We start from the raw sequence: 13,334 nt of genomic DNA on the forward strand, positions 1-13,334 counted from the left end.
GCGGAGCCGATCACGTCGTGCTCGTTCTCCGAGATGTACGGCCTGAGTTCAGGTGCCTGGTCGCGCCGATGATGGACATGCTGGCGGGACACGCGCGCTGGACGTCGGTGGCGGGCTTCGAGGATGAGGTCACCGACCTCGATCTATCCGATGGCCAGCTCTACTTGCTCGCCAACAAGGACGCTCCCCTCGGCCGGGTGGTGCGCACGCCGATCGCCGCGCCCTCGCTCGCGACCGCCGTCACCGTGGCGCCGGCTGGGTCGCTCGTCATCGAGGAACTCGCCCGGGCGAAGGACGGCCTGTATCTCCGCCTGATGGATGGCGGCCTCGGGCGGCTGCGGCGGCTGGACGCGCAAGGTCGGCTGAGCGAGGTGGCGCTGCCCTTCGACGGCACGGTCAGCGCCCTGGCGGCTACGCCGGACGAGCCGGGCGTACTGATGAACTACACTGGCTGGCTCACGCCCGCTGACGTCTGGTCTGTAGGTCCAGACGGAGCGGCGCGCCCAACCGGGCTGACGCCGAAGGCTGACATCGACGTGAGCGCCTACGAGACCTTCCGCGGCTTCGCCGCGGCCAAAGACGGAACGCAGATTCCCTTCAGCCTGATCTACCGCAAGGGACTGAGACGGGACGGGACGACCCCCGCCTGGATTTCCGCCTACGGCTCCTACGGGGCGGCCGCCTACACGCCGAGCTTTGCGGGTCGTATCCTCGCGCTGGTCGACGCCGGCTTCATCATCGGCTACGCCAACGTTCGCGGTGGAGGCGAGTACGGGCGGCCATGGCACAAGGCGGGCCAGCTGACCAACAAGCCCAACACCTGGCGCGACCTGATCGCGGTCTGCGAACACCTCTGCGCCGACGGCTGGACGGCCAAGCAAAGGCTGACAATCGGCGGCCGCTCGGCCGGCGGCATCACCATGGGCCGTGCGATGACCGAGCGTCCGGACCTGTTCGCGGCCGTCATCGACGGCGTGGGCTGGTCCGACCCGCTACGCTACGTGGTGGAGCAGGAAGGCTATACCGAGGAACCGGAGTGGGGCGCCATCTCCGATCCCGTCGGCTACCGGGCGCTCAAGGAAATCGACAGCTACCAGCATGTGCGCGATGGCGTCGCCTATCCCGCCGTGCTGCTGACCACGGGGGTCACTGACCCGCGGGTGGCGCCCTTCCACGTGGCCAAAATGACCGCGCGGCTGCAGGCGGCAAGCTCTTCCGGCAAGCCGGTGCTGCTGCGGGTGGACTACGACGCCGGCCACGGCGTTGGCTCGACAAGGAAGCAGCAGGATCGCGAGGCGGTAGATACTTACGCCTTTCTTCTCTGGCGCACCGGCGTCGCCGGGTTCCAGCCGGCCCGAGACATCAGAGGGCAATCGACAGCTCAGACGTGAACCAAGGCCTCTTCGTTGGCCGGCTCACCTAGGCCGGAGCGCCGCTTGTTCGCAGCGGCTATGGGCTGCCGCGTGACGCTGACGATCCGAAAGCCGCTGGAAGACTGAGGACATGATCAGCTGAAGCGGGCTGCCCTTTGCCCCCACCAAGCGAGCGCTTGCCTTCCCTAGCCGGCGACGAGACCTTCAACGGCGAGCCTGGGCGCCTCCACAAGCCTTGGTCCAGGCCGCCAGGCGGTCACGCCCGATCAGACAGGTATGGCGGGCGCAGACCGCGGCATTTATCGCGACCGCCAGCGGCAACCTCGGCGGAGCCCCACCCCAGGAGGTCAGCACCCCGGCGCCATCCTGGACGGCCACGTCGCTCTGGTCACCGGCTAGGTTCCCGGCCCGCAAGCCAATCCTGAGTTCGGCGGGAGGCTTCAAGGCCATAGCCACAGCCGCACCGGAGGCGCGGGGACGCGTTACAACGTAGCGACCCGCTGGCTGACGCGATGACGCAGAAGCATACCGAACGGGTTCTTGACAAAAGATGTACAAGCGGGTGTGCAAAGCTTGTCCAGGGGTTACTCTATAACTATAGTCGGGCTCAAGCGGTCAAGCCGTCGGAGGGGCGAGGTCACGTTCCTCGTAGCGCACGCCTATGAAGCTCGACATCTGGCTACTCGGCGTCGCGACCTTCGTGTGCACGCTGGCAGGCGGCGTCCTCGCCCTGCGCCTTGGCGAGCGCATCCGCCTCATCACAGGCCTGTCCGCGGGCGCCGTGGTCGGCCTGGCGATCTTCGATCTTGTGCCGGAGGCGTTCAGGATTGGGGGTGGAGGCCTCAGCCTCCAGGCCTTGATGCTCGCTCTGGCCCTGGGGTTCGCCATCTACATGGTGGCTCATCGGGCGCTGGAGCGCCTATCGGGTTCGGTGTCGTTGAACCATCTCGGCGCCGCGAGCCTGACCTTGCACAGCTTCTTCGACGGCTTGGGTATCGGACTGGCGTTCAAGCTGTCGCCGGTCGTGGGTCAAGCGGTGGCCATCGCCGTGCTGGCGCACGACCTATGCGACGGCATCAATATTGTCACGGTTGCCCTGACAGGTGCAGGGCGGCAGGCGCGTCGGTCCGCCCAGGTCTGGCTCTGCGTCAATGCGGCGGCGCCCTTGGCCGGCATCGCCGTCGCCAGCACCGTCCCGGTGAGCGCCGCCACCTTCGCGCCGCTCACGGCAGGGTTCGCAGGCGTGTTCCTTTACATCGGAGCGGCCGAACTGCTGCCCCGCAGCTATGCCGGCCTCCCCAGCGCCTGGACCAGTACGGCGACCGTCATGGGCATGCTCGGCATCTACTGTGTCGTCCGCCTCGTGGGGTAACTCTAATTGGGAGGCTTCGACTATCAGGAAGACGGGGACACACCATGCTCAAACGTCTCCTAGCCGCCACCGCGCCTTCGCTGGTGTTCGCAGCCGCGGCTTCAGCTGAGCCGACCGCGGCAGCGTGATCGCGCGATCGAGTTTCTTCGGCGACCCGGCCCGCGTTGCCGCCCGCCTGAGCCGCGGTGGTCGCAGTCCGGCGTGGATCGCCCCACGCGACGGGTCTTGAACATCTGGGTGGCGCCGATCGGCGACCCAAGCCACGGCCGTCCGCTCACCCAGAACAGGCCCGTTCTATCAGCAAGTACGTCTGAGCTCCGGATTCGAGCTTGATCCTGTTCGTCAACGACACAGGCGATGACGAAAACTCCAAGCTGTTGGACATTGACCTCGCCGCTAGAATCCAGGGGTCGCTGAAGCCTGTTGACAAGACGCGGGTGGAGGTGGTCGGCGTCAGCGACCACGTCAGGCATCATCCTGATCGGCTTGAACAATCGCGATCCGAAATGGCATGACGTCTACAGGCTCGACCTGAAGTCGGGAAAGCTCGCGCCGAGCTGATTAAGTCGGGCGATTACGGCGGCTTCGTCGCCGAGGACGGCTTCGACTCATCTAGTTCTGCCCCCCACCTCCCAAACGGGGGGCGGGGAGGTTTGCCAGCTCTGCTCAGAACGACTTGGTGATGCCCCCGAAGAAGCCCCGTCGTGCCCCGAACTGCGGGGCGCCGACGCCGACACCGGTGCCGTCGCGGATTTCGTACTCCTTGTCCGCGACATTAACGACGTCGAAGCGAACGTCCACATGGCCCGCGTAAGGCAGGGTGAAGTGATGGGCCAAGGTCAGGTTGACCGTTACATAGTCCGGGACGTGCGCGCCGTTGGGCACGGTGGAGCCGTCCGGCAGGACCTGGTCACGGCGCAGGCCTGAACCGTAGAGAAGGTCGAAACCCGCTCGCGTGCCCCCAATCACCCCCTCCCGGAACAGATAGGAGGCGCCGGCCGAGCCGGTATAGGTCTGGTCGTGGTCCAGGTAGATGTAGTTGTGTGAGATATAGACGAGATCGGCCGGATCGAAGCTGAACTGGCTGGAATTTATGGACTTGCCCTGGGCGCGCTCATGGGTGAAGTTAGCGTAGGCGCTGAGCGGACCCTGGGTATAGCTGGCGGTGAACTCCTGGCCAAAGATCAGGCCATTCTGGTAGTTGAAGGGCGTCAGGATGATCGGCGCCCCGAACTGCCCTTCGTCAATCAGCTCGTTTGACTTGCGGTAGAACACGTCCACCCCGAGCGTGAGCCTGCGGTTGAGCAGGCGCTGCTGGCCCCCGACGTCATAATAGTTCTGCCGCTCGGCGAAGGGCGTCGTGTCGGTGGTGATGGTCGAGGCTCCGGTGGTGTTCTGGAACTTGGACACCGTCTCGGTGCCGACCAGCTCGAACGGCGGCGGGTTGAAGTAGCGCGCGTAGCCCGCGTGCAGGGTGGTGTCCGGCGTCGGCAGCCAGACCAGGTTCACGCGCGGAGAAAGCTGCTTCTGGTCGCGGTAGCTGTTCAGATCGTCGGCGCGAGCGCCGTAGTTCAGGATCAGGTTCTGCAGGATCTTCCATTCGTCTTGCAGATAAAGACTGTAGACGTACTGGGTCTTGCCTCCATTGTCGATGATTGTGACGGGCGTGGCGCCCGTCGTGCCGTCGTCGCCGATAGGCAGCACCTGGGAACTCGTATCGCTGGTGCCGCGCTCGCCCTGGATGATCACGCCGCCGCGCACGGTATGGTCCGGCGTGAGCTTGTAGACCCCTTCGCTTTGCACGCCGATGGCCACGTCGCGCTTGAAGGCGTCCTGGGCGATGCCGGTGTAGAGCAGGTCGCCTATGGGAGAAGGGCGGAAGTCCAGGGTGGAGTAGCGGCTGAAGATCGAGGTCTGCACCGTGTAGCTGCCGCCATCGTGCAGATAGCTGCCGAGCGCAAAACCGGTCACCTCCCGCTGGGTCTCGTTCAGCAGCTGGCTGGGGTAGTCGGTGGTGGAACCGACGGCGAAGCCGTTGGCCGGACCGAGGCCTGGCGTGTCGGGGATCTGGAAGCGGTCGTTGGCGTAGCCGCCGATGAAGCTGACCCGGTCCTGGGCGCTCAGGGTATGGTCGACGTAGACGAAGAGGTTGCCCTCGTCGGCGCGATCGTGATCGGGGGTCGAGGTTCCGTCCGGACTCTCGATCCCGAGCTGGGTGCGGCGGAACTCGCCCGAGACGAAGAAGTTAGTCTCGCCGTCATGGCCCCCGTACTCGAAGCTCGGCTCATAGGTACCATGACTGCCGCCATAGATCGACACGGAGCCGCCGTTCTCCAGGCCGCTCTTGGTGCTTATGTCGATGATGCCGGCGGTCTGCAGCCCGTATTGAGCGGGCATGGCGCCGGTAATCAGGCTGAGGCTGTCGATCAGGCGGGGCGAGAGTGTCTGACCGAACACCGAAATGCCCTCGGGAAGGATGATCCCGTTCAGTCGGTACTGGATGCCGTTGTGGTCGTCGCGGACATGGAACTGGCCGAAACTGTCCTGCACCACGCCGGGCAGCTGCAGGATGACCTGGTTGAGCTGCTGGTTTTCACCGCCGGGCTGGGCCGCGATGGCGGCGCTGTTGATCGTGTAGGTCGAGGCGCCGAGCGAGGGCTCGATCGACTGACGGGCGGCGTTGAGCCTTTGCGCCGTGACGACCACTTCGGAGACGGCGTTGGCGTCCGCCGCAGGTTCGTTGGTGGCTGGCGTGAACCCACGGGTCACTTGGCTGGCTTGAGGTGCGCCAGGATCTATCTGAGCAATCGCCGTGGAAACCAAGCCAAAGGCGCTTACGGCTGCAAGCAGACCGATTCTGAAACTCATCTTATCCCCACATCCATCAAGCCGCGCCGCCAAGCCAGGTTACAGCGTAACGCTCGTTGCATCTTGCCAGCCGGTTACGTGATAACATAGCGGAGGGTCAAGGCGTCATGTTGATGAGACTTGCGCTCACGCGCGCTCTTGCCCACCCTAGTGGCATGGACAGCACATGCTCCCACGGCGGTGACGCGCCCATCAGCGAAGCGAGGCTTCGCGCTTCCCTCCTGAGGGCTGAGGAGGTTGCGACCAAGGAGGGTGAGAAGTGGACCCCCAATCGCGCCCGCGTCTATGAACTGCTGCTGCGCGCCGGCGGCCCGGTGAAGGCCTACGACCTGATGCCGGCCTATTCAGCCGACAAAGCCACCAAACCCCCGACGGTATATCGCGCCCTGGAGTTCCTGGAAGGCCTCGGGCTCGCCCATCGCATTCCGAGCCTCAGCGCTTTCATGGCCTGCAACGACGGCGGCCCCACCCATGCGGCCTCTTTCTTGATCTGCACCTGCTGCGGATCGGCGGAGGAGATCACACCCGATCTGGCGCCGATCATATCGCGTGCCGGTCTGCGACGGGGCTTCGAGCCTCATGGCGCGACGCTGGAGATTCGCGGCCTCTGCCAAAACTGCCGGGACTGATTGTTCTCGTCGCGTCTATAAGGTGCGAAACAGATGACGTCTCTCTTTTCCTTCTGCCGGCCTTGTCGTGGGGTCGCTCCTCCCGCGTGCTGGCGCAGGAGATCAATCCTGTTGTCGGCCAAAGGGTGGCCGTTGAGTCCCTTGTAGCAGGGGATCTCGCCGAACCCTTGTGGCAGCGAAACTCGTTGACGTGATCGATGAGCCCCAAGCCGAGGTCGGGGATCCGTGAAAGACATAAAGCCCATGCGGCCTAGCCGGTCCGACGGGATGCGGGCGAACTCCAAATTGACTCGTCGTCGACCCGGGTTGGGACCGCGTGCGCGACAGCGGTCCTTGCACACAGGCGCGGAAGTGTCGCACCGCCGCTCAATCGAGATCCGGGAGCCTCCCCAGTCCGCCTACTCCCGGAACGCCAATCAGCTCGGCCAAAGGACGCTATAACGTAGCGTAAGTTCAGGCAAAGCTGTCCTCCGACGATGGACACCGCCTCGCGTGCCGCCCTGACGAGAGCGGCGGCGCTGTCGACCGAGCCGCGAACGCCGTAGGTCCGCAGGCGTCAGATCTGTCACGGACCCCGGTTAAGGTCCTCAATCAATCTCGCGAGGCGCGCCATGATCTCCCGCCGACAGCTGATCCAAGGAGCGGGCTACATGGGCATGTTAGCACCGGGCGCCGCGGCTTCAGCTTCCCCTGGGCGCAGGCTTTCGCCCTTCGTGCAAGTGTTCGGTCACCGCGGGGCGTGCGCGCTCAGGCCCGAACACACCTTGGCCTCGTATGCGCTGGCGATTGCTGATGGTGCGGACTACGTGGAGCCGGATCTCGTCATCACCAAGGACGGGGTGCTCGTAGCCCGACACGAAAACAACATTGCGGAGACCACGGATGTGAAGAGTCGGCCCGAGTTCGCCGGCAGGATGGCGACCAAGACGGTCGATGGCGAGGTGACGACCGGCTGGTTCACCGAGGACTTCACTCTCGCCGAGCTCAAGACCTTGCGCGCGGTGGAGAGACTGCCCAACGTGCGGCCGCAGAACACCGTCTATGACGGAGAGTTCCAAGTTCCGACTTTTGAGGAATATCTCGACTTTGTGGCTGCGGAAGCTGCGCTGCGTGGCCGGGCGATCGGGCTTGTTCCGGAAATCAAGCATTCAACCTATTTTGCCTCCATCGGCCTGCCCATGGAGGATCGGTTCCTGGCGGTGCTGAGCGCGCACAGCTATGCGCGCCGGGCGCCGGTGGAGATCCAGTCCTTCGAGATCGCCAATCTGCGCTATCTGCGGGCGAAGCTGGGCAGGCCGTCCAATGTGCGGCTGATGCAGCTGGTCGACATTGGAGACCAACGGCCTGCTGACGTGGTTGCGGCCGGCGGCCAACTGAGTTTCGCTGAGATGACCTCGGCCGCTGGGCTTGTCGAGATGGCGCGCTACGCCGACGTCGTCGCGCCCCCCACACGGGCGATGATCCCCCTTGGTTCCGACCACCGGCTCGCCGCGCCCACGACGCTGGTGGACGACGCCCATCGTGCCGGCCTTCTGGTGCACAGTTGGACGTTCAGGCCGGAGAACCAGTTCCTTGCGGCTGACTTCCGGGACGCCGCCGGACCGAGTGCGCGCAATCCCAAGGGCTCGGTCGCCGAAATCAGGCGGTATCTGCAGATCGGGCTGGACGGCTTCTTCACAGACGATCCCGCCTTGGGGCGGGAGGCGGTCGGCCTTGCCGCCTGAGACGTTCCAAGTCCTGGTGGAGATGAGAAAGCCTCAAAATTAATTCGGATCAACCCAGCGAGTGTCGCTTGCCTGATCGCTACACGCGTGAGACGTTCCCTTCCTGTTCTCAAAGATTTATACGTGCTGAGACTGTTCTTCTCCGTAATCGGATCAGTGCTGGTGACTACGGCCGCCTTAAGCTAAAATGCGACAGCGGGCCTCGATCCTCAGCACTCTGCCGCGATCTTCCGCCTGAACTGGCTTGCATCGCCTCCCGTGAGGGTCGCAGGAGCATTCGGTCGGCTTGGGCGCACGTGTTATCCACCGACTGACGAACGACATCGCTCCCACTCATACTTCAGGCGATCAGTCTGCCCTTGAGCGCCGTCCAGGCGGCCAGCTGGACGGTCAGCTGGTCATGGAGGCTCTGGAAACGCAACAACTGCTGGCTTGTCGGCGCGGTGTCGGCGTCCTCCAGTATGGAGGCGAAGGTGGCGTACTGCTCGTTCAGCATGCCGGGGAAGGCGAGATTGGCCTCCGAGCCCTTCATGTTGACCTGCATCAGGGTCTCTTCCACCTGGGACAGCTGCAGGATGGTGGCGGCCCGGCCCGAAGACACGGGTCCGGCCGCGCCGGCCAGTTTGGCCTTGGCGGCGCGGATCTCGTTGACGGCCCGGTGTAGGGCGTCGATGTCGTGGACGGTGGCCTCGGCCAAGGCGGTTTTGGCCTCGATGCCGGAGGCGTCCGCATGGGTGCGCGGGTCGGGGGCCAGGACCAGGGGGGCGGTGCGGGTGACGCCGGCCAGGGTGAGCTTGACCTGGTAACGGCCGGGCGCCGCGATCGGCCCTCGCGGCGCCTCGCCCGAGTAGAAGGCGCCGGGGATCTGCACCGGATCGTCCATGCGCAAATCCCAGACGAAGCGGTTCATGCCGGCTTCTGCCGGGATCAGGTGAGGCGGCTCCACCTGGTCGGGCCATTCCGGAGGCTGCTTCTCGCGCGCGCTGAACTTGCTGGAGATGTGGCGGATGGAGCGGCCCTGGGCGTCCAGGATGTCCAGCGTCATTTCGTCGGTGGGCTTGGCCTTCAACACGTAGTCGATCAGGGCGCCCGCGGGCGGGTTCTCGCCCACCGGACGGCGGGACTCGACCTGTTCAGGGTAGTAGAGCCGGGTCGCTGTCTCGGGCGTGTAGAGCCACAGGGCCTGCGCCATCGTCACGGGCGTGGCTTGGCGGAGGGGCGTGAGGTCGTCGAGGACCCAGAAGGCCCGACCGTGGGTGGCGGCGACCAGGTCGTCGCCCTTCACCACCAGGTCGTGGATGGGCGTTACGGGCAGGTCCAGTTGAAGCGGAGCCCATCGACCGCCGTCGTCTAAGGAGACGAAGACGCCCAGTTCCGTGCCCGCATAGAGGAGACCGCGCCGGGCTGGGTCCTCGCGCACCACGTGGACGATGGCGCCCTGCGGCAATCCTCGCGTGATCGGCGCCCAGCTCCGGCCGCCGTCCGTCGTCTTCCAGGCGTAGGGGGCGATGTCGTCCAGCTTGTGCCGGTCCACCGCGATGTAGGCGACGCCGGCGTCATAGTGCGAGGGCTCGATCATGCTGATCGTGCTCCATTCGGGCAGCCCGGCCGGCGTCACCTTGCTCCAGTGGCCGCCGTCGTCGGGGCTGGTCTGCACCACCCCGTCGTCGGTCCCTGCCCACAGCATCCCCTTGCGCAAGGGGCTCTCCGCCAGGGCGAAGATGGTGTCGTAGTATTCGACGCTGGTGATGTCCTTGGTCAGCGGGCCGCCTGAGGCGATCTGCTTGGACTTGTCGTTGCGGGTCAGATCCCCGCTGATGATGCGCCAGCTCTTGCCGTGATCGGTGGTCTTCCAGACGGCTTCCGAGGCGACGTAAAGCGAGTCCGGGTCGTGCGGGGACAGCATCATGGGCGAGGTCCAGTTGAACCGGTGCTGCAGCTCGCTGGCCGGATGGCCGGAGTTGTCGACGGGATCGGGGCTGATGTCCTGGGACTGCTCGGAGCGCTTGTCGAAGCGGTTCACCGAGTTCTCGGAGTCGCTGTAGACGATATCGGCGTCGCGGGGGTCGGGGACGACCCAGCCCGCCTCGCCGCCGCCGACGGGATAGAAGTCGGCCGGGCCGATCACGCCCTCGTCGTCGAAGCTGGCGACGCCCAGATTGCTGTTGTCCTGCTGCGCGCCATAGACCCAGTAGGGGAAGCGCATGTCGGTGGCGACGTGGTAGAACTGGGCGGTGGGCTGGTTGTTCTGGGTCGACCAGGTCGTGCCGCCGTCGAGCGAGACGCTGGCGCCCCCGTCATTGGCGTTGATCAGCCGCTTGGGCTCTCCCGGGTCGATCCACAGGGCGTGGTGGTCGCCGTGGGTGGCCGACACCAGGTTGAAGCTCTTGCCCCCGTCGGTGGAGCGCAGCATGCCGGTGTTCAGGGCATAGACGGTGTCCACGGCCTTGGGGTCGGCGTAGATCTTGGAGAAGTACCAGGCCCGCTGGCGGATGCGGCCGTCCTGGCTAACCCGCATCCAATGCGCGCCCGCGTCATCTGAGCGGTACAGGCCGCCGTCCGCCGCCTCGATCATGGCGTAGATGCGCTTGGAGTTGGCGGCGGAGACCGCGACATCGATGCGGCCGAGGATCCCGGCAGGCAGGCCCTGGCCCTTCAACTCGCTCCACATCGCCCCGCCGTCGGTGGAGCGGAACAGGCCGCTGCCCGGGCCGCCGCTGGAGAAGTTCCAGGGTTGGCGGCGGACCTGCCACAGGGCGGCGTAGACGATCTTGGAGTCGTTCGGATCGAAGGTGACGTCGATGGCGCCGGTGTCGGCGTCGCGGTAGAGCACCTTGGTCCAGGTCCGGCCCCCGTCGGCGGAGCGGAACACGCCGCGCTCGGCGTTGGGCCCGAAGGCGTGGCCGATGGCGGCGACCATCACCACGTCGGGATTGGCCGGGTCGACGATGATGGCGCCGATCTGGCGGGTGTCTTTCAGCCCGATATTGGTCCAGGTTTTGCCGGCGTCCAGCGACTTGTAGACCCCGTCGCCGTAGCTGATGTTGCCCCGCAGCGCCCCCTCGCCCGCGCCCACATAGACGACGCTGTGGTTGGAGGGCGCAACCGCGATCGCGCCAATCGAGGAGATCGGCTCGTGATCGAACACCGGCTTCCAGGTGCTGCCGGCGTCCATGGTCTTCCACACCCCGCCCGCCGCCGCGCCGAAGTAGAAGACGTCCGGCTCACCCGGCACGCCCGCCACGGCCAGCGCCCGGCCGCCACGGAAGGGACCGATGTTGCGCCAGTGCATGGAGGCGAAGGGGCTGGAGCTGTCCGGCGTCGCCGCACCCGCGACCACGGGCGTGAGCCAGAGGGTAAGAGCCGCGAGGCTTGGGAGGAGCAGTTTGGCCCTCAATGCGGTCGTGGCCATGTCCGTTGCTCTCTCCGCCCGAAATCGTACAGGCTTGATGCTATGCGCGGCCCTGCTCAGCGGGCAAGCCTCAAAAGCCGAGCGCCAGGCCTGCATAGAAGTTACGTCCCGGTGCCGGAGCGATGCCGTTCTGGAACACGCGCGAGTCGTAACACACCTCGGCGAGGTTCGAGACGCCGCCCAGCACGCGCTGCTGCTTGATCAGATACCTGTCCGCGGCGAAATCGAGCACGCTGCAGCCGCCCGCCTTGGCCGGGAGGTAGCTGGCGCCGCTGCCCACGGCAGGCCGCTGTCCTGGAAGAACTGCGGATTGACCGACACGCCGGTCAGGCTGACGCTGTAGCGCCCCCAGTCCGGTAGGTCAGGCCGTCCTGTGGCCACAAGGCCCGGTGCACCCGATCTGCGGCGCCATGGGCCGGACCACTGCAATCAGGTCCATTGGCGACGCTTTCCGACCGGCGAGCCGTTCGAAGGCGGCAGCGTGCGCACCCTGACGCTGACGATGGATGAGATCGCGGCCTTTATTCCCGCTGGCCGCATTATCCCGCTTGGGCCTGCGGTAGAGCACACCGGAGCCCTCGGCGGTGCGTGGCCCGTCGACAAGCGTTGAGGCGAGTTGGGCGCACAGTTGCCGTAGCGAGGCGAAGAGCTGCCTCGGCACGCCGCCTCCCCTGCCGTCAGCTACGTGCCAGAAGTCCGCCGCGTATCAGCGTCTGCGCATAGAGGCGATACTGAATAAGCGATTACATACCTATATCCGCCTATCAGGGTGCGCTCAGCAAATGAGTCTTCATTCACATCGCGCCGGCAGGCTTATAGGGAGGCGGAGAGCCTTACGTCCACCCTTACGAGCCAACGGATGCAAACTCCTATTCTGGATCCGCAGTAGCAGTAACTTCTGTAAGCGCTGGAGAACGAAATGACTAAGAAGCTGATCTTCTTTTTTCTGTACTTGCTCCCCCTACCGGCAGCCGGTCAGCCGCCTCATGTCCCGTATTCGGACCAGCCGGTACTAAGCAGCAGTACGACGAAAGTCTCCGATCACGTGTGGGAGATCACGGGCTTTCCGAACATTGCGATCGTCGTCGGCGCCCGTGCGACGCTCGTCGTCGATATAGGGATGGGGCCGACGAACGGAGCCACCGTTGCACGCGTTGCGACCACGCTCGCTCCCAGTAATTCTAAGCTGTTCCTTACAACCACGCATTACCACACGGAACATGTCACCGGCGAGCCCGGCTTTCCTCCTGGCGCCGTCCTCATACGCAACGCGGTACAGCAGCAGCAATTGGAAAAAGACGGGCAGGTGCTTGATGATTTGTTCCGCGGGATGTCGGAGGAAGACAAGAAGCTGCTTGCAAGTGTCGTTTTGCGGTCGCCGGATGTAATCTTTGACAAAGAAGTTTTGATTGATCTCGGCGGTGGCGTCAAGGCCCGTCTGCTCTGGCTCGGTGGCGCTCACACCAGAGGTGACGAGTTGACCCTTGTCGAGCCGGACCACACGCTGATTTCGGGCGATGTAGTGCAGAACAAGACCATCCCCTACATCTTCGGCCATGACAGTACGCCTACGGAATGGCTGGCCACGCTGGACAAGGTAGCCATGTTGGACGTCGCACACGTCTTGCCGGATCATAGTGCTCCAGGCGATGGATCGCTCGTCGCCTTGGAGCGGGAACTGATTGGTGCGATCCGCACGCAAGCCCTTGATCTCAAGCGTCAAGGAATCACGGTCGATGGTGCTGAAAGAGCAATCAACGCCACCCTCAAAAAGCAGCATCCCGACTGGGCGGATACGAACGCCTCCGAATTTGTCAAAAGCGTTTACATCGACCCTGCCGATCCCCGCTAATTGCCCGGGATGCACATAGGGGCGATCGTGAGGTGGACCAGCTTGTTCGGACAGTTTGGCGGCTTGCTAAGATAGGTTCAGGTCTGTCTCACGCTGCCAATCCG

The 13,334-nt window shown here is 64.9% G+C and carries 9 protein-coding genes; 6 read left to right on the top strand and 3 right to left on the bottom strand.

All coding sequences use genetic code 11. The annotated features are described in order from the left end of the window. The 3 genes from HUV06_RS09780 to HUV06_RS09790 all read left to right on the top strand — a co-directional run. On the top strand, positions 1-1,391 hold a 1,391-nt coding region (locus HUV06_RS09780; protein WP_174301084.1), incomplete at its 5' end, for a prolyl oligopeptidase family serine peptidase. Between the two features lie 643 nt (positions 1,392-2,034). After that, a complete protein-coding gene (locus HUV06_RS09785; RefSeq protein ID WP_174301085.1) occupies positions 2,035-2,745 on the top strand; it encodes a ZIP family metal transporter in 711 nt (236 codons plus the stop codon). Positions 2,746-3,074: 329 nt separating this feature from the next. After that, positions 3,075-3,260: a hypothetical protein gene (locus HUV06_RS09790; protein WP_174301086.1), complete on the top strand. Its 186-nt coding sequence runs from the start codon at positions 3,075-3,077 to the stop codon at positions 3,258-3,260. 151 nt (positions 3,261-3,411) lie between these two features. Here HUV06_RS09790 and HUV06_RS09795 read toward each other — a convergent pair whose 3' ends face one another. Continuing rightward, on the bottom strand, positions 3,412-5,514 hold the full coding sequence (locus HUV06_RS09795; RefSeq protein WP_217433755.1) for a TonB-dependent receptor: 2,103 nt from the start codon (positions 5,512-5,514) through the stop codon (positions 3,412-3,414). Positions 5,515-5,768: 254 nt separating this feature from the next. On the opposite strand from HUV06_RS09795, the gene HUV06_RS09800 reads away from it, so the two are divergent. Continuing rightward, the gene (locus HUV06_RS09800) at positions 5,769-6,242 is read left to right on the top strand and encodes a Fur family transcriptional regulator (protein WP_174301092.1); all 474 of its coding nucleotides are present in this window, start codon (positions 5,769-5,771) and stop codon (positions 6,240-6,242) included. A gap of 656 nt (positions 6,243-6,898) precedes the next feature. Beyond that, positions 6,899-7,966 carry a glycerophosphodiester phosphodiesterase gene (locus HUV06_RS09805; RefSeq protein WP_217433756.1) on the top strand — a complete coding sequence of 356 codons (1,068 nt, stop codon included), beginning with the start codon at positions 6,899-6,901 and terminating at the stop codon, positions 7,964-7,966. Between the two features lie 340 nt (positions 7,967-8,306). Here HUV06_RS09805 and HUV06_RS09810 read toward each other — a convergent pair whose 3' ends face one another. Both HUV06_RS09810 and HUV06_RS09815 read right to left on the bottom strand, forming a co-directional pair. Continuing rightward, positions 8,307-11,378, bottom strand: a complete 3,072-nt coding sequence (locus HUV06_RS09810) for a glycosyl hydrolase (protein ID WP_174301088.1) — start codon at positions 11,376-11,378, stop codon at positions 8,307-8,309. Between the two features lie 70 nt (positions 11,379-11,448). Next, positions 11,449-11,658, bottom strand: coding sequence for a hypothetical protein (locus HUV06_RS09815; RefSeq protein ID WP_174301089.1), 210 nt, complete (start codon positions 11,656-11,658; stop codon positions 11,449-11,451). Positions 11,659-12,297: 639 nt separating this feature from the next. Here HUV06_RS09815 and HUV06_RS09820 point away from each other — a divergent pair. Further along, positions 12,298-13,230 (top strand): hypothetical protein, encoded by a 933-nt coding sequence (locus tag HUV06_RS09820; RefSeq protein WP_174301090.1) that lies wholly within the window; start codon positions 12,298-12,300, stop codon positions 13,228-13,230. The last annotated feature ends 104 nt before the right edge of the window (positions 13,231-13,334 follow it).

It is taken from the genome of Caulobacter sp. S45, assembly GCF_903642205.1.
Taxonomy (GTDB): Bacteria; Pseudomonadota; Alphaproteobacteria; order Caulobacterales; family Caulobacteraceae; genus CAHJWH01.